Here is a 17,018-nt window from a genome sequence, read left to right as displayed (position 1 = left end):
TGCATCCCGGTGTCACCTACCTGCTTCGGACCCGGAGGGCGACAGCGGGAGGCGGGCGGCGATGCAGGCGCCGTACGGGCGGGGTTCGACGCGGAGGGTGCCGTGGTGCTGACGGGCGATGTCGCGGGCGATGGCCAGCCCGAGGCCGGCTCCGCCCAGGTCCCGGCTGCGGGCGTCGTCGAGGCGGGTGAAGCGCTCGAAGATCCGCTCGCGGTCGGCCTCGGGAATGCCGGGTCCGTCGTCGGTCACCTCCAGTACGGCCAGGCCGGCGTCCGGGTCGGCGTGCAGCACCAGTTCGATGCGGCGATCGGCATGCCGCTGGGCGTTGTCGAGGAGGTTGGTGAGGAGCCTGACCAGCCACCCGCGGTTGCCCTCCACGGTGAGGCCGGGTTGCAGCCTGGTATCGACGGGGAGCCGGTCGCCTTGCCGCGCGGCAACCGTCGTACGGCAGAGTTCGGCCATGTCCAGCGGGACGCGGCTGACCGGCTCGGCCGCATCCAGACGGGCGAGGAGCAGCAGGTCGGAGGCGAGATCCTGGAGCCGGACGGTGTCCTCCAGGGCGTCACTGACCAGGTCGGGCCACAGGGCCGGGTCCGGATGGGCGAGGGCGACCTCCAACTGGGTGCGCAGGACGGTGATGGGGCTGCGCAGTTCGTGCGAGGCGTCGGCGATGAAGCGGCGCTGGCGGACGACGGCGTCCTCCAGGCGGTCGAGGGTGACGTTCATGGTGCGGGCCAGGCGGGCGACCTCGTCCTGGGCGGCCGGTACCGGGACGCGGCGGTGCAGAGCATGTCCGGTGATCTCGGCGACCTCGGCGCGGATGGCCTCCACCGGACGCAGGGCCCGGCCGGTCACCCACCAGGTGACCAGAGCGACCGTGGCCAGCAGCAGCGGCGTGCCGATACCCAGCGCGGCCTTGGTGATCTCGTCGGCCGCGTCCGCGTCCCGCAGCGACGTGCCCGCGTACACGGTGACCGTGCCGCCGGGGGTCCGGGCGGTGACGGCGACGATCCGCTGGCGGTGTCCTTCGCCGAACGGTTCGCCGGACCAGGTGGCGCGCAGCCTGCCCTCATGGGGGCGCAGGTCGGCGACGGCCGGGCGGCCGACGAGGTTCTGGCTGGCGGCCACCACGCGCCCGCTGCTGTCGACGACCTGGATGAAGTCGGCGCCGTGGGAGAGCGGCAGCAGGTCGGGCAGCTTGCCCTCGGCGGCCAGCTGACCGACGGTGTCCGCCTGCGCGGTGGCCGCGTCGTTGGCGTTGCGCTGGAGGTCGGCGTGCACCATGGCGAACAGCGCGAAGGAGGCCGCGGTCAGTGCGAGGGCGACGACCGCGGTCGCCCCGAGCGTCGCCCGGGCCCGTACCGATCCCGGCCACGGGTGTCGTACGAGCCTGACGAGCCGCACGGCGGCGAAGCGCAGGCGCCTGATCGCTGCCGGTACTTCACCGGCGCGGGAGGCGAGTCCTCTAGCCACCGTCGGCCGCCAGCCGGTACCCGGCACCGCGGATGGTCTCCAGGGCGCAGCGGCCGAACGAGGTGTCGATCTTGCGGCGTACGGCGCTGACGTGGACCTCGACGAGATTGGGGTCCGCCTCGACGGCCGAGTCCCAGACGTGTTCGAGGATCTCGAGCTTGGACACCACCTCGCCGGCCCGGCGGGCCAGGTACTCAAGAATGGCGAACTCCCGAGCGGTGAGCCGGACTTCGGTGCCGCCACGGACACATGTGTGGCCGGCCGGATCGATCACCAGGTCACCGAGCCGGAACGCCGGAGGGACCCGGTGGCCGGTACGGCGGTGGAGCGCGCGGAGCCGGGCGACCAGGACGACGTAGGAGAACGGCTTGGACAGGAAGTCGTCGGCACCGGTGTCCAGCGCCTCGGCCTCGTCGTACTCCCCGTCCTTGGCGGTGAGCATCAGGATCGGTGTGTCGCTCCCGGCCGAGCGGAGCCTCGCGCAGACCCGGTAGCCGTTGAGGCCGGGCAGCATGATGTCGAGCACGACCACGTCGTAGCTGTGCTCCAGGGCGAGCCACAGTCCCTGGTTCCCGTCGTGGGCGACATCCACGGTGAACCCCTCGGCCCTGAGACCTCGCTGCAGGGCGGCGGCCAGCCGCTTCTCGTCCTCGACCACCAGTACGCGCACGGCAACAGCCTCGCACGCCGCACGGGCGGTGGCTGAAGACGCCTTCAGCCACCTTCAGCCTGGCTTCAGCAACGGCATTCCAAGCTGATCGCAGCCGCCGGCACCGGGCCGGTCGAGGCGATCAGGAGCCCGAACATGTCCGAACCCGAACCGCCCCAGCAGCAGCCCGAGCCGACGGCGGACGCACCGGCCGAGCCGGCCGCGCCACCGAAGCCGGCCAAGCCGGCCAGGACCTTCCGGGCGCGCCTCCCCCGGGTGGGCCGGCGTCGTGGGACCGTCCTCGGCGCCGCGGTTCTGGTGGCGGCCGTCGCCGCGGCCGGCGCCGTTGCGGTCGTCCACCACGACCACGGCGAAAAGGGCGGCCACCGCCAGTTCGCGGCAGAGCACGGGCGGGCGGGCGGCGACGACGGCCGGCAGGGCGCATACGGGCAGGCGCGAGGCGGTCGTAGCGGCCAGAACGACGAATCCGGGCTCGGCGGCGACAGCCAGGGCAGCCAGAGAAGCCAGAGCGGCCAGAGCGGTCAAAGCAGCCAGAGCGGCCAGAGCGCTGCCGGGACCCTCGCGCCCGCGCCGCTGCCGGCGGTTTCGGCCACGGCGGCGATCGAGGCGGCCGGCAAGGCGGTCCCCGGCGGCAAGACGGAGTCGCTGCGCGTGGTCGCCGAACAGGGTGGCGGAAGCGCGTGGGAGGTCGAGGTGCTGGGCACCGACGGCGTCCGGCACCTGGTCACCATCGACGGTGCCAGCGGCACGGTGACCGGCAACACCGTCGCGTCGGCCACCTCCGACACGGCGAACTGACGGCCCGGTCCCGGAGCCGAGGATGCGGCGCGGCCCGCCCTCGGCTCCGCGGGCGCGCAACAGCATGGGCCGGCCCGGCCCCACCCGCCCCAGAGTTCCACCGCCACCTCCTCCGGAAGGAAACCCATGAAGTCGCCGTTCGCGTCGGAGCCGGAGACGGCGCGTGAAACACGGTGTGGCACACGGGTCACGCCGCGGGGGACGGCGACCGACCGGAACAGCACACGGCGGAGCCCGGCCGTTCCCGGCCCGACCACCGCCTTCGCCCGTTTCGTCCTGTACGGCGGCGGTGTCGGGGTCGCCTCCAGTGCCGCTGTGTCACTGTGCGCCGCTCTGATGCCCTGGACGGTGGCGAACGCGCTGATGACCGCCGCCTCCACCGCCCTCTGTACGGAGCTCCACGCACGCTTCACCTTCGGGGCCGGGCGGCGCGCCGGATGGCGCCGGCACTGGCAGTCCGCGGGGTCGGCCGCTGCCGCCTACGCGATCACCTGCGCCGCGATGGCCGTTCTGCACATGGTGCGGCCGTCGCCGGGGATCCTTTCCGAGCAGATCGTCTACCTCAGCGCCACCGGGCTTGCCGGAACCGGACGTTTCCTGGTGCTGCGGCTGTTCGTCTTCGCCGAGCGTGGGCGCGCCGTCGAGAAGGACAAGAACGGGAAACCCAACCGGCACGAACCCGGCACGCGGCGACTGACCGCCAGACACGACAACAAGGCCCAGGTCTCCGACCTGGGCCTCACACATGGCATCGTCGGCCGGGCCTGCTCGCACCTCTGTTGACCGTGGTCGTCCGCTCATACGGGCACGCTCCGGGCGAGCGCACCGGCCCTTCGGCGACTCGCGCCCTGGCGCGGTCGGCGGCGGAGCGTGTGCCGCACCACTCACGTCGCGCTCGCCTTGCCGCGTACCCACTCCGTGCGACACGTGCGGCATCGGCGAATAGATGTTCTGGTTTGATGCGGTGTGTGTCGCCACACGAACTGCGCATGACGGTGCTCGGTGAGGTCGGGGCCGCGTTCCGGGCCCGGCCGCTGGAGCTGGGCGGGCGACGGCAGCGGGCCGTGCTCGCCCTGCTGATCGTCGCCCGGGGCTCGGTCGTCGCCCGGGACCGGCTGGTCGAAGGGGTCTGGGGCGGCACGCCGCCCCGCCGCGCCGCCGCCGCACTGCACGCCCATGTCTCTCATCTGCGGCGCTGTCTGGAGCCGGAGCGGGAGGCGAGGGCGCGCGGGGGCGTCATCGTCAGCGAGGGGGCGGGGTACGCGTTGCGGCTGGCGGCCGACGCGGTGGACGCCTGGCGGTTCGAGGAGGCGCTGCGGTCCGCCGCCGCGCACGCCGACGAGGGCCGCCCGTCGGAGGCCGTGGCCGTCCTGGAGGCCGGGCTCGCGCTGTGGCGGGGTCCGGCCTACGCGGAATACGCCGCCGAACCCTGGGCCCACCGGGAGTCGGCCCGCCTCGCCGAACTGCGCGAGCTCGCCCGCGAACGGCTGCTCGCGGCCCGCCTCGCCCGGGGCGAGGACGCCGTCCTCGTGCCCGAACTCGAATCCCTGGTCTCCGAGGACCCGCTCCGCGAAGAACGCCGGCGTCTTCTCGCCCTGGCCCTCTACCGTGCCCACCGCCAGGCCGACGCTCTGGACGCGCTCCGTCGCGCGAGGCCCCTGCTGTCCGCCGGATCCGGCACCGTCCCGGGGGCCGCCCTGCGTGATCTGGAGGCCGGGATCCTGGCCCAGGACCCTGCCCTCGACGCCCCGGCCCGCCGGGGGCCGCACACCGCCGTCCCCGCGTCCGCCGGGACGTCCGCCGTGCCCGGAGCAGGACCGGCAGGACCCGCAGGACCGGTGAGGCCGGCGGGACCGGCGGGGCCGGTGCCCCGCCCCGGCCCGCGGGCCGACGTGCTCGTGGACCGCGGCCCCCAGCTCGCCGAGCTGCGCGACAGCCGGCGCTCGGCCCTGGACGGCAGGCCCCACGTGGTGCTCATCGAGGGTCCGGCCGGCATCGGCAAGAGCCGTCTGCTGGGCGAGGTGGCCGACCTGGCGGCCGGGGAACGGGTGACCGTCCTGACCGCGACGGGCAGCCGACGGGAGAAGGACTACGGCTACGGGGCCGTACGCCAGTTGTTCGAGCGGGTGGTGAGCGACCGCGAGGAGTCGCTGCTCGCCGGGGCCGCCGTCGCCGCGGGGGCGGTCTTCGGAGCGGTGCGCGGGCCGCAGCCGCAGAGTTTCGCGGTGCTGAACGGGCTGTACGAGCTGACCCGGAAGCTGGTGCGAGCGGCGGGCCCGCTGGTGCTGGCCGTGGACGACCTCCAGTGGTGCGACAGCGGCTCGGTGCGGTACCTGGCGTATCTGGCGGGCCGGCTGGAAGGGCTGCCGGTGCTCATCGCCGTCACGCTGCGTACGGGGGAACCGCAGCAGGGCGAGGAGTTGCCCAAGGCATTGACGACGGACCCCTCGGTGGTGCGGATCAGGCCCACCCCGCTGACGGCGAGCGGGGTCGCCGGTCTCGTCCGCCGGACGCTCGGCGAGGAGCCGCAGGAGGAGTTCACGGCGGCCTGCCATCGCGCCACGGCCGGAAACCCACTGCTGCTGCGGCAGTTGCTGCGGGCCCTGCACGCGCGCGGGACCCGGCCCGACGCCGCGCACAGCGGCGGGGTCGCGGAGGCCGGGTCGCGAGCGGTGTCCGGGCTGGTCCTTGGCCGGATGGCGCGGCTGCCCGCGGAAGCACGGGAGGCGGCGCAGGCCGTGGCCGTACTCGGGGACGGGACGGCGGGGCTCGCCGAGGTGGCGGCGCTCATGGCGCGGCCGGAGGCGGAGGCAGCGCAGGCGATCGTGCCGCTCGTACAGGCCGAGATCCTGCGCGAGGGCCACCCCTACGCCTTTGTGCACCCCCTCGTCGGAGATGCCGTCTACCGCGAACTGCCCCCTGGCGAGCGGCAGTTGCGCCACGAACGGGCGGCCCGTGCGCTGTCCGCCGCCGGCGCGCCGCCCGAGCGCACGGCGGCCCAGCTGCTGCTCGCCCCGCACCGGGGCGACCCGGACGTGGTGGACGTCCTCTGCGCGGCGGCCCGGGAGGCCGCGGGCCGGGGCGCCCCCGACGCCGCTGCCACGTACCTCACCCGCGTGCTCGACGAACCGCCCGCCCCCGAACGCCGCCCCGGGATACTGCTCGACCTCGGGCGCGCCGAGACGCTCGGGAACGGACCGGCCGCCGTGGAGCATCTGCGCCAGGCCTACGACACCCTCGCCGACCCGGGTCGCAGGGCGGCCGCCGCCCTGCTGCTCGCCCGGATCCTGGTCTTCGCCGGCGGCCACGGCCAGGCGACCGAGTTCGCCCGCCGCGCGGCGGCGGAACTGCCCGCCGAGCTGAGCGACGAACGGCAGGGGCTGCTGGCGCTGGAGCGCATCAGCGGGTTCATGCACGGCCTGGACCAGAAGCTGTGGCGGACCGTCGAGGACCCGGTCGTCGAGGGCGAAGGGCCCGGCGCCCGGATGCTCGCCGCCAACCTCGCCCGGGAGGCGGCCTCGGACGGCAGCGACCGGCCCCGGGCCGTCGCGCTCGCCCGTTTCGCCGTCGCCGACGACGTGCTTCAGGCGGCCGGGGAGGAGATGCTCTTCTACACAGCGGGCATCGTGCTGCACCTCGCCGACGAGGAGGTCGGCGGGCTCTGGGACGCCGCGGTGGCCCGCGCCGTGGAGCGCGGCTCGCTGTTCTCCGTGCTCGCCACGCACCTGTGGCGCGGCTTCACCCAGTGGCACCACGGAGACCTGGACGCGGCACGGCGGTCACTGGAGACCGCGGTCGGGCAGTCGGAGATCTGGGGCCTCGCCCCGGGCGCCCCACAGGGCCGTACCTTCCTGACCGCCGTCCTGCTGGACCTGGGCGACACCGCCGGGGCCCGCGCCTGCCTGGAGCGGATGCGCGGCTGGGTCCGGGGCGCGGAGGGCCGGCGACTGCTCGGGGAGAGCGAGGCGCGGGTGCTGAACGCGGAGGAGCGGTACGAGGAGGCGCTGGCCGCCCTGGACGACGTACGGCACCTCCAGCCCGCCGCGGCCAACCCGGCGTGGTGGCCCTGGTCGCTGCTGCGGGTGCGGGCGCTCGCGGGCGCCGGCCGGCGGACCGAGGCGCTGGCCCTGGCCATGGAGCAGCTGACGGTCGCCCGCGGGTGGGGGGCGCCCAGCACGGTGGGGCGGGTGCTGCGGGTCGTCGGACAACTGCGCGGGCCCGAGGGCGAGCCCGAACTCCGGGAGGCGGTCGCCCTGCTGACGCCCGGTCCGGCGCGGCTGGAGTGCGCCCGTGCGCTGTACGCGCTCGCCGAGCACGCACCGGAGGAGGAGTCCGCCGCCTTCCTGAACCGAGGGCGGCAGCTCGCGCGGGAGTGCGGTGCGGTGGGTCTCGCGGCCGCCATGGACGCCATGGCCGAGACCAGGAGCAGCCCCTCTTGAAGCCGCTGGTCAGGAGCAGTCGTACGTGAAGCCGGCCGACGCCGTCACCCGGTCCGGCGACAGCACTTCGAGCGTGGCGGTGGCCTTCATGGTGCCGCGGCCGTCGAAGCTCCAGCGCAGGACGACCTCGGAGCTCCGGACGTTCTCGCCGACCTGCTGGTGGAGGACGGCGGAGGCCGTGCCGTCACTGCGCTTCCAGCGGTAGTCGACGGTGCCGGGGTTGCCGTCGGTCCTGAGGACACCGGTGACGAGGACCGTCTTCGCACAGCGGCCGACCTCGGGCGCGGTGACCGTGGCGCCCACCACGTGCAGCGGTGACCGAGCCGCCGTGCAGGAGCGCATGCCCAGTACGACGGCCACGACGACGGCGACCACCACCAGCAGGGACGGTAGCTCGTGCCGCCACCACGGCCGACGGCGGCGGACGGTCACCCCGGACGGGCCGTCCGGGGTGAGCGTGCCCCGCCAGATCTCCGTCGCGCGGTCGTCGGCCGTGCCGGACGCACCGGGTACCCCGGGCCCGAAACGGGTCTCCCCCTCGGCCGCTCCCGCTCCCGCTCCCGCGCCCGCCGCCGAAGGCGGGAGGTGAAGCGTCGCGGCCGGTTCCGCCGGCGGGAGGGTGACGGTGAGATCGGGGTCGTCCGGGCGCAACGCCGGATCGGTACGGGCGAACCGCAGCCGGGGGTCCTCGGGAGGTGTGCTCATCGGGGCGGGTCGCAATCGACGGGTGCCGCGGTGGACTGGAAGGAGCCGTTGCCCGAGTCGGCGGCCGGGTCGGTGGTGACCCTGACACCGAGGTAGCCGGCACGCGTCGGGACGGCGAAGGCGTGGGTGTAGCGGCCCGAGATCTGCGTCTTCCCCTTGGGCAGCGCGACCGGATCGGTGGCCACGACGGTCCCGACGACGCGGGGCGAGTCGCTGGCGTACCAGCTGAGGTAGAGCGTGCCGTCGGCGGCGCCGTCCGTCGTCACGCTGACGGAGGCCACGATGGTGCAGGCGGCCGACATCGGGCCGACCACGTTGATCTGTACGGACTTCACGTCGAGGGTGGGCGCGGGCGGCGCGGAGGTGCTGCCGCCGCTCGTGGAGCCGCCGCTCGTCGTCGTACCACCGCTCGTCGTCGTTCCACCGCCGCCCGTGGAGCCGCCGCTCGTCGTGGTCGTACCGCCGCCGGTGGTGCTGCCACCGGAAGTGCTGCCACCGGTGGTTCCCGTGCCGCCCGTGGTGGTCGTACCGCCGCCGGTCGTGGTCGTACCTCCCGCGCCGGACGATCCGCCGCCCGTACCTCCCGCTCCACCGGACGCGGACCCGTCGGGCGAGGCACTTTCGTCCCCGGACGCCGACGCGGAGGGCGACGCGCTCCCCGAGGCCGACGGGGAACCGTCCGACGCCGAGGGGTTCGCGTCGGGAGAGCCGGCCGACCCGCTCGGAGCGGTCCCGTCGGCGGATCCGTCCGGCCCCGGACCGGGCCCGGCCCCGTTCGTCGTGCGGTGCCCGGCACCCGCGCCCGTGGCGACCGCCGTAGCCGCGACGCCGCCGATCACCAGCACGACCCCTGCCGTCAGTCCGGCCAGCATCTTCCTGCTCCGGCGGGGCATCCGACGGGCGCCCGCCCCGAGGGTGGTCGTGGCCAGGGCCGTCGTACCCGAGGCGGAACCGTCCGCCGTCGGGAAGGAGAGGAAGAACAGGGCGGCGAGCGCGGCGAGTTCGCGCCGGCCGCGCTCCTCCCACTCCTCGCCGTACGCGGCCCCGGCCACGGCTTCGAGTTCCTCGACGAACGCCGCCGCGCTCTCCGGGCGCTCCTCAGGGGTCTTGGCCAGGCCCCTGCGGATCAGTGGGCGCACCGGCTCGGGAGCCAGCTCGTCCGGGATCGGCGCCTCGATGTGCTGGATCGCCAGCTCGGCCAGTGTCTTGCCCGGATAGGGCTTCATTCCGGTCAGGCACTCGAAGAAGGTCGCCGTAGCCGCGTACACGTCGGTCGCCGGTCCGGCCGCACCGCCGGTCCACTGCTCGGGCGCCATGTAGGTCGGGGTGCCGGAGGCACCCGCGGCCACCCCGCTCGGCACGGCGATGCCGAAGTCCACGAGCTTGGAGGAACCGTCGGCGGCGACCAGGACGTTGTCCGGCTTGTAGTGGCGGTGCACGACCCCCGCCGCGTGGGCGGCCGCGAGGCCGAGCAGCGAGCCCCTGAGGACGACGAGCGCGGCCTCCGGGGTCGTGGCGCCGTGCTCCCGCAGCAGCTTGCGCAGGGGTACGCCGTCCACGAGTTCCATGACGATGGCGGCGCCGCGCGGGCTCTCGACGTACTCGTACAGCTCCACGACATGGGGGGAGCGGAGCTCGCCCAGCAGCCGGGCCTCGGCGCGGAATACCTCGCGGAAGGCGGGGTCGTCACAGAGCTTGTCGGCGAGGTACTTGATCGCCACCCGGGTGCCGGTCGTGTCGTGCGTGGCCAGGACCACGCGCCCGCTGGCTCCGGAACCCAGCTCCTTGTCCTGTGTGTAGCCGGAGACCGCCCACTGGTCCCCGGCGCGTATCGCTTCGCCCATGTCCTTCGCCCCCCGGCCCGTCCCCCGGGCCGCCCCCGTCAGTTCGTTGCGGTGCGTGTGCTGTGTGGTGCGTCCGGTTCGTGGTCGTGGTGTGTCTGGTTCGTGGTCGTGGTGCGTCTGATCCGTGGTCCTGGTGTGTCTGATCCGTCCGCGGAACGGATGATGCGCCATCGGTCTTGCGAACCGCTTGCAAGCCGATCGCAAGTCGGCCGTCGGATTCTCGTCCCGACGGTGCGTCGTACGCCGGTCACGCAGGGGGGAATCGGCGTGCGACGCCGTCTTGAACGGTCTCTCCACCGGCCAGGGCGTGCAGGGACTGCCGGGCACGCGCATGTTCCAGGCGGGCCGGGCCGTCGGCCAGCAGGGCGAGCGCCTCCCGGAGTTCGGGTCCGCCGTCGGGCCCGCGTGCCTCGCCGCACAGCCGCAGCACCCGGCCGACGGTGCCGGGCGCGCCCCACCTGCGGGCCATCGACAGCTGTTCCCGTGCCAGCCGTTCGGCCGGGTCCCGCTCACCCAGCCCGGTCAGCGCCCGTACCCGCAGCAGATCCCCGTCCCACCACACCGGGTTCACCACGTCCGGCTGGAGATGCCGTACGCCGTCCAGCACGGCCAGCGCCTGTGCGTACCGGCCTTCGGCGATCAGCACCCGCGCCTCGCTCTCCCCGAGCAGTCGCCGGCCCTCCGCGCCCCGGATCCAGCCGCGCATCCGCTCCAGGCAGGCGCGGGCCCCGGCGGGGTTGCCCAGGTCCAGCAGCACCCCGGTCAGGAACGCGCGGCACTGTGGGGCACCCGGCGTGACCCCCCACGCGCCGAACTGTTCGAGCGCGGTTTCGAGCGACCGGCGGGCCTGGTGCAACTCGCCGTGCCGCCACTGCGTGAACCCGTTCCACAGGTGCGCCGAGAGCGTCCCGATCAGCGACCCCCGCTGCCCGGCGTACGTCAGCGTCTCGTCCCACAGCAGCCTGACGTCCTCGTCGGCCAGGTGCAGCACGACGCCCGCCGTGCACCACGAGAGCACCCTTCCGCTGCGCAGCAGTACCCGGTCCGTGAGCGCGAACCGGGCCGCGGCGCGGTCGAGCCCCCGCACGGTGGCGTCCCTCGCCGCCTCGGCGGCGAGCATGCGGGCGCCGGGCCCGTCCCCGACGGGGGGTGGCACCGGGACGTCCATGCCGCCGGTGCCCACGGTGTACAGCCCGTGCGCGAAGGCGCCGAGCCGCGCCAGGGCCAGCAGCCCCTGCCGCTCGTCGGCCGTGTCGTCGGCCGTACCGTCCGCGGCGGCCTGCCCCACTGCCTGCCCGACGGCCTGCCCGATGGGCAGCTCCGTGGCCGCCCGGGTCGCGAACTCGGCGGCCTCGCCGGGTCTGCCGGTGTAGACCAGGGTCTGCGCGAGCAGGCACGCCGCGCCGACGCGCAGGGGTGACGACGTCTCGTACGCCTCCCGCAGGTGCCGGGCCGCCGCGGGCCCGTCGACGAGTGCTTCGGCCCGCCCCAGTTCCATGAGCACCTCGGGTCGGACGTCCCGCGTGGGCGGCTCCAGCAGCGCGCGGGTGAGCAGGGTGGCGGCCGCGTCGTGCGCGCCGCGGGCGGCCGCGCGGGCCGCGGCGGTGCGCAGGACGCCGACCACCCAGGGGTCGCCCCGGTAGGGGACCAGGAGCAGATGCGCGGCGGTCCGCTCCGGAGCCGTACCGGCACGGTCGAGGAGCCTCGCCGCCCTTTCGTGCAGGGCCGGACGCTCCCGCGGCGACACCGTCCGCAGCACGGCCTCGCCGGCCAGGGGATGGACGAAGGCCAACGGGTACTGGTCACGGACCACTTCCGCCCGTACGAGGGCCGCCGTCGCCGTGGCCACGTCCTGCTCGGACAGGTCCGTGAAGGCGGCGACCGTCGGCAGCGAGGCCCCGCCGTCACCGCCGCCACTGTCACCGCCGCCGCCATCAGCGCTGCCGCCGTCGAGAACCGCGACCGCCCGTACGACGGCCATGGCGGCGGACGGCAGCCGGTCCAGCACGGTGAGCACGAGGTCGGAAACGGCACGGACACCCGACTCCGCCACGGCACGCGGGTCCGCCCCCGCCCCCGCCGTCTCCAGGGCCCCGAGCACGTGTGCCAGCAGCAGCGGCAGACCGGCCGACACCCGGTGGCAGGCACGTTCGACCTCCTCGTCCACCGTGCCGCCGAGCAGCCGGCGTACCAGCCGGGCGACGCCCGCCGCGCTCAACGGCTCGGGCCGGATGTGCACCACCGTCGGGTCCTGCGCGAGGTCGGCCAGCACCTGCTCGCTCTCGCGCCGGGCAGGGGGCTCCCCGGCGCGCAGCGCGGTGACGACGAGGATCGGCAGGTTCTGGACACGCGGCAGCAGATGGGCCAGAAAACACAGGGATGCCGTATCGCACGCCTGGAGGTCGTCCACGAGGAGGAGCAGGGGCCGCCGTGCCGGGTGGTCGTCGGTGACCAGGCGCTCGACGATCCGGTAGAGCCCGTGCAGGACGTCGAAGCCGTCGGGCCGGCCGGCGGTCCGCCCGCCGAACACCGGCGTGGCCATGGCCGTGGCCGGCAGCGTGCCGTCGTACCCGGCGACCACCGCGTCGAGCAACCGGCGTACGACGTCGTGGGGATCGCGCGGGGGGCCGGTCCCCGGGGAACCTTGCACGCCACCGCCCTGCTCACGGGCCTGCCCACCGTGCCGCACGGACCCCGACGCCACCTCCGTGCGGGCCTCCGGGCCGTCACCGGCGTCCAGCACCCGTACGCCCCACTCCCTGCCCAGCCGCCCCACCTCTGCCAGCAGTGCGCTGCGGCCGATCCCTGCCGGGCCCTGAACACACACCAGCCCGCCGTGGCCCGCGACCGCGTCCGACAGGCATTGCCGCAGTTCGGCCAACTCCTTTTCCCGCTCGACGAGTTGACCGAACACGAAGGCAGACGCAGAAGCGGACGCAGAAGCCGTGGGTACGGACGCGGGCGGAGCGGACGGCAGGGGGGCGGCGGGACGCGGCGCATGGGACAGGATCTCGGCCTCGACGCCGCGCAGGGCGGGGCCGGGGTCGATGCCCAGCCGGTCGGCGAGGGTGCGGCGGGCGCGGCGGAGCACGGAGAGGGCGTCGGCCTGGCCATGTGCGTGGTGGTGGGCGAGGGCCAGCAGGGACCAGCGCTCCTCGCGCAGGGGTTGTGCGGCGACGAGACCCTCGGCTTCGGCGAGCAGCGCCTCGGTGTGCTCCCCGCACTCCAGGCGGGCGGCCAGTAACTGTTCCCGCACCACCTCACGCAGTTCTTCCAGGCGGGCCGCCTCCGCCCGTGCCCACGGTCCGTCCGCGAACCCGGCGAAGGCCGGGCCCCGCCAGAGGGCGAGCGCCTCGGTGAGCAGGGCCGCCCTCTGTGCCGGCGGCTCGGCCTGCCCGGCCTGCCCGGCCTGCCTGAGCAGCGCTTCGAACCGCCAGGCGTCGACCTGGTCCGCGCCGAGACGGATCGCGTAACCGGCGCCTTCCCACACGATGACACTGCTGCGGGCACCGGCCGTCCGGGCCGGTTCCAGTTCCCTCCGCAGCCGCGAGACGTACGCCTGCAAGGCACCGACCGCGCTCGGCGGCGGCCCCTCGCCCCACACCGCGTCGATCAGCCGGTCGCCGGTGACCACGGCGCCCCGTGCCACCACCAGCAGCGCGAAGACCGCGCGTGGCCGGGGCCCGCCGAGGCTCAGGGCCCGCCCGCCGTGCGTCACGGTCAATTCACCGAGGACACCGACCCGGAGCCCGGCAGCCCCGCGAGGCTCCGGTCCCGGGGCGCTCGGTCTCGGCCCCTCTCCGTCGGCGTGCTCCATACGTCCCCACTCGCTGTCGGCCGTACGACCGATTGGAGCATGTCAGAGAGCCGATGGACATGCCCTGTTCGTATCGGTATGGCCGTACGGCTCTCCACACTTGTTCGCCGAGGTGACGGCCCCCGAGCCGCGGACCGAGCCGTGTTCTATGAGGTCGGTCACAGCATCCCGCCAATCAACCGGCGCGCTTAGTAGATGCGGCATGGCAGACATTTATGCATTTGTCCGTCTTGGCGCTGATGTGGGCCCCGACGCACATCCCGGAATTCCGCCCGGCCGACCGGCACGCCCACTGCCCCGCCCTGCAAGGCTTCTGACGCCGCGACAGATTTTCCGCCCGCCGCCGCAGACGGACCGGAGACCCGCGCACCGCCCTGGCGAGGTCCCGGGATCTACGAGGCGACGTAGTGGCGGGACCCTTTGCGCCCACTGTGAAGCCGTCCTAAGAATGACGACCCACAGGACGTCGCCGCAGTTCGGAACCGGTGTTCACGCATGGTCGACCGCGCACCGGGCGCTCGGCGTCACCGAGTGAGTAGGAGCCCCCACATGAACTCGTCCCGTACGTCCGCGAGACCCCTCGCTCTCGCCCTCGCTCTCGGCCTGGGTCTGGCCTCCAGCGTGCTGGGCGCGGCGGTGCCGGCGAGCGCCCGGACGGCCGCCGCCCCGTCCGCCTCCGCCGGTACCTCCGTGGCGCGGTACGACGGGTCGGGTGAGGAGGCCGCGGACAACAAGGCGTTCTTCGAGGCTGTGCTCAAGTCGGTCGCCGAGAAGCGCGCCGCCCAGCCCGACGCGCAGGCGGTGACCGTCTACTACGACGCCTCCCGGGCGCCGAGCTTCCGTTCGCAGATATCGAGCGCGGCCGCGATCTGGAACAGCTCCGAGTCCCACGTCAAGCTCCAGGAGGCGTCGAGCGGTGCCGACTTCTCCTACTACGAGGGCAACGACCAGCGCGGGTCCTACGCCTCCACCAACGGCCACGGAAGCGGCTACATCTTCCTCGACTACTCCCAGAGCCGGCAGTACGACGCGGTCCGCGTCGTCGCCCACGAGACCGGGCACGTGCTGGGCCTGCCGGACGACTACAGCGGGCCGTGCAGTGAGCTGATGTCGGGCGGCGCCGCCGGCCCGTCCTGCACCAACCGCTACCCGGACGCCGCCGAGCGCTCGCGCGTCGACCAGCTGTGGGCCACCGGACTCGCGCAGACCCCGGGCACGGTGAACCAGCCCGCCGGCCAGCCGAGCACCGCACCGCAGGTACCGACCGTGACGCCGGGCCAGGGTCCGTGGCGTCTGCTCCTCGGCACGCCCTGGAGTTGATCGCGTTCCCAAGCGGGAAACGGCTCGCTGTCGGGGGGCTTCGGCCGCTTGCCCGATCGGCCGCCTGAGCCCTCTTGCAGGCCGGCCGACAGACGATCGACAGCAGGAACGCGCACATACGCCTCGTGCTTCGGGACGATCCGTCCACCACAGGCCTGCTCGGACCGGGCGGACCGCGCGGACCGGGTCGGCGTAGTGCGGCCGGACCAGAGCGGGCACGACGATCTGGACGGCGGCGACGCCTGCCAGGGTCAGCGCCATGGCGGGCACCGTGCGGCGGACGATCAGCCACCCCCTGCCACACCGGGCGAGCAGATCGTCGTACGAGTGCCCGAGCGCCGGCGGGAGCCATCACCACCGACGGTCCCGAAGAGGACGCCGAGTACGTCGCCGCCCTCGTCGTCACCGACCTGGTGACCGAGTGGGGGGGTGGGAGGTGCGCGGCACCGGGCAGCGGCACGTGCGCGCTATGGTCTGGGAGGGCAGGGAAGGCGACGGCTCCAAGGGCAAAAAACAGTCCCCGGTAGTGCTGCGCGTGTCCTGAAGCTTCAGTCGTCACTGCTGCCTCGGTATCGCGCCGGCTTGCCGGGGGCCTAAACCACATCCTGTCCGAGTCACTCCGCCGACTAGACGTCCTCACCGACTTTGCGGCCCTTCCGGTGTTGCGGTCTAGTAATCACCCTGCACTGGAAATGCCAAAAGTCAATACATTTTGGGAAATTTCTTTGGCATCCTGCGTGCGTCGTCGAACCCGCCGATGATCGTGGGCTCGCGCTCTGCTCCTCGACCGGGCCGCGAGCGTGCTCGTCGGGACGCTCGTTCCGGACATGGCCACCCATGACGACGACGTGACGCTGCTTCCGCTCGGGGCGCGCCGGGGCAGGACGTCCGGCCGCTGGACAGCCGTTCACCGGTGTACGCGCGTGCCGCCTCTGCGCAGGATCTTGTCCATGCCGACCGCGACGACGACGAGGGTCCCGGTCGCGATGTCCTGATAGAGGCTGTCGATACCCGCCTGGGTGAGACCGGAGCGCAGCACGTTGACGATGAGTGCCCCGATCAGCGTTCCGACGACGCTTCCCCGGCCGCCGAAGAGGCTGGTCCCGCCGATGACGACGGCGGTGATGCTCTCCAGATTCGCCGTCTGGTACGCGTTGGGGTCGGCGTTGGGGATGCGGCCGAGGGCCTGCCAGGCGGCGATGCCGTAGAGGAGACCGGCGATGACGTAGACCGACAGGACCGTGCGCGGGACGTTGATGCCGGCCAGATGGGAGGACTCGGGCGCGTTGCCGACGGCGTAGATGTGCCTGCCCCAGCCCGTCTTGGTGAGCACGTACCAGAAGAACGCGTACAGACCGAGGAGCAGGAACGTTCCCCAGGTCACGAGTACGCCGCCGAGGTGGACGCCATGTCCCCAGAAGACGAGCAGGTCGCTGGTCACCGGATAGCTGCGGGAATCGGAAAAGAGCCTGCTCGTGGCGTAGACGACGCTCAGTGCACCGAGGGTGACGATGAAGGGGGGCAGGTCCAGCCGGGCCACGAGCAGGCCGTTGACGCCCCCGAGGAAGGTCGCCACGGCCAGGCCGAGCAGCAGCGCCGCCGCGGGGCCGTCCCCCTCGAAGGCGAGCTTGGCCATGACGATCGTGCCGAGAACCGCGATGGCCCCGTTCGCCAGGTCGATGCCCGCGGTGAGGATGATCAGGGACTGCCCGAGCGCCAGGGTGCCGATCACAACGGTCTGCTGCAGCACCAGGGAGAGGTTCTCCGGCGTCATGAACGTGTCCGTCGTGAGCGAGAAGACCAGTACGGCGACGGCCAGGGCGGCGAGGGGGCCGACCGTCGGCGTGCGCAGGGCGTACCGCAGCGCCTCCCGCAACAGGGCGCCCGGCTCTCTCTCGGCGGCGGTGCTGGTGGTACCGGGAGATCTCATGATCCTTTACTGGTTCCTTCCA

10 protein-coding genes are annotated in these 17,018 nt (G+C 73.8%); 4 read left to right on the top strand and 6 right to left on the bottom strand.

All coding sequences use genetic code 11. The features are described 5' to 3' along the window. Positions 1–12: 12 nt before the first annotated feature. Together KVT45_RS35240 and KVT45_RS35235 are read right to left on the bottom strand one after the other, a co-directional pair. Entirely contained in the window at positions 13–1,473 is a 1,461-nt protein-coding gene (locus KVT45_RS35240) for an ATP-binding protein (protein ID WP_308310957.1), read from the bottom strand. Continuing rightward, the gene (locus KVT45_RS35235) at positions 1,466–2,143 is read right to left on the bottom strand and encodes a response regulator transcription factor (protein ID WP_217553215.1); all 678 of its coding nucleotides are present in this window, start codon (positions 2,141–2,143) and stop codon (positions 1,466–1,468) included. Before KVT45_RS35235 ends, KVT45_RS35240 begins: the two co-directional genes overlap by 8 nt. A 135-nt stretch (positions 2,144–2,278) precedes the next feature. Here KVT45_RS35235 and KVT45_RS35230 point away from each other — a divergent pair, with 135 nt between their 5' ends. From KVT45_RS35230 to KVT45_RS35220, 3 genes are all read left to right on the top strand, one after another. Next, positions 2,279–2,941, top strand: coding sequence for a PepSY domain-containing protein (locus tag KVT45_RS35230; RefSeq protein WP_217553214.1), 663 nt, complete (start codon positions 2,279–2,281; stop codon positions 2,939–2,941). Between the two features lie 126 nt (positions 2,942–3,067). Beyond that, complete coding sequence (locus tag KVT45_RS56720) at positions 3,068–3,724, top strand: GtrA family protein (RefSeq protein WP_254647796.1); 657 nt, start codon at positions 3,068–3,070, stop codon at positions 3,722–3,724. A gap of 206 nt (positions 3,725–3,930) precedes the next feature. Further along, the gene (locus tag KVT45_RS35220; RefSeq protein ID WP_254647795.1) at positions 3,931–7,380 is read left to right on the top strand and encodes a BTAD domain-containing putative transcriptional regulator; all 3,450 of its coding nucleotides are present in this window, start codon (positions 3,931–3,933) and stop codon (positions 7,378–7,380) included. A 9-nt stretch (positions 7,381–7,389) separates the two neighbouring features. On the opposite strand, the gene KVT45_RS35215 is transcribed toward KVT45_RS35220, so the two are convergent. From KVT45_RS35215 to KVT45_RS35205, 3 genes are all read right to left on the bottom strand, one after another. Next, positions 7,390–8,085 (bottom strand): hypothetical protein, encoded by a 696-nt coding sequence (locus KVT45_RS35215; RefSeq protein WP_217553212.1) that lies wholly within the window; start codon positions 8,083–8,085, stop codon positions 7,390–7,392. Further along, positions 8,082–9,929, bottom strand: coding sequence for a serine/threonine-protein kinase (locus tag KVT45_RS35210; RefSeq protein ID WP_217553211.1), 1,848 nt, complete (start codon positions 9,927–9,929; stop codon positions 8,082–8,084). The genes KVT45_RS35215 and KVT45_RS35210 overlap by 4 nt, the downstream gene beginning before the upstream one ends. Before the next feature lie 247 nt (positions 9,930–10,176). Beyond that, entirely contained in the window at positions 10,177–13,647 is a 3,471-nt protein-coding gene (locus KVT45_RS35205) for a BTAD domain-containing putative transcriptional regulator (protein ID WP_308310959.1), read from the bottom strand. 648 nt (positions 13,648–14,295) lie between these two features. Here KVT45_RS35205 and snpA point away from each other — a divergent pair. Next, positions 14,296–15,066, top strand: coding sequence for a snapalysin (gene snpA / locus KVT45_RS35200; RefSeq protein ID WP_217553209.1), 771 nt, complete (start codon positions 14,296–14,298; stop codon positions 15,064–15,066). Positions 15,067–15,973: 907 nt separating this feature from the next. Here snpA and KVT45_RS35195 read toward each other — a convergent pair. After that, a complete protein-coding gene (locus tag KVT45_RS35195) occupies positions 15,974–16,996 on the bottom strand; it encodes an ABC transporter permease (RefSeq protein WP_217553208.1) in 1,023 nt (340 codons plus the stop codon). Positions 16,997–17,018: the final 22 nt, after the last annotated feature.

This window comes from Streptomyces sp. GbtcB6 (genome assembly GCF_019091475.1).
Classification (GTDB): Bacteria; Actinomycetota; Actinomycetes; order Streptomycetales; family Streptomycetaceae; genus Streptomyces; species Streptomyces hyaluromycini.
Note: the sequence above shows the minus strand (reverse complement) of the source record. Positions and strands in the feature narration are given on the sequence as shown.

What these genes read in the sequence shown, in the direction of transcription:
- KVT45_RS56720 (WP_254647796.1), top strand. Translation starts at nt 3,068, where the DNA reads ATGAAGTCGCCGTTCGCGTCGGAGCCGGAGACGGCGCGTGAAACACGG.
- KVT45_RS35215 (WP_217553212.1), bottom strand. Translation starts at nt 8,085, where the DNA reads ATGAGCACACCTCCCGAGGACCCCCGGCTGCGGTTCGCCCGTACCGAT.
- snpA (WP_217553209.1), top strand. Translation starts at nt 14,296, where the DNA reads ATGAACTCGTCCCGTACGTCCGCGAGACCCCTCGCTCTCGCCCTCGCT.
- KVT45_RS35220 (WP_254647795.1), top strand. Translation starts at nt 3,931, where the DNA reads ATGACGGTGCTCGGTGAGGTCGGGGCCGCGTTCCGGGCCCGGCCGCTG.
- KVT45_RS35230 (WP_217553214.1), top strand. Translation starts at nt 2,279, where the DNA reads ATGTCCGAACCCGAACCGCCCCAGCAGCAGCCCGAGCCGACGGCGGAC.
- KVT45_RS35195 (WP_217553208.1), bottom strand. Translation starts at nt 16,996, where the DNA reads ATGAGATCTCCCGGTACCACCAGCACCGCCGCCGAGAGAGAGCCGGGC.
- KVT45_RS35210 (WP_217553211.1), bottom strand. Translation starts at nt 9,929, where the DNA reads ATGGGCGAAGCGATACGCGCCGGGGACCAGTGGGCGGTCTCCGGCTAC.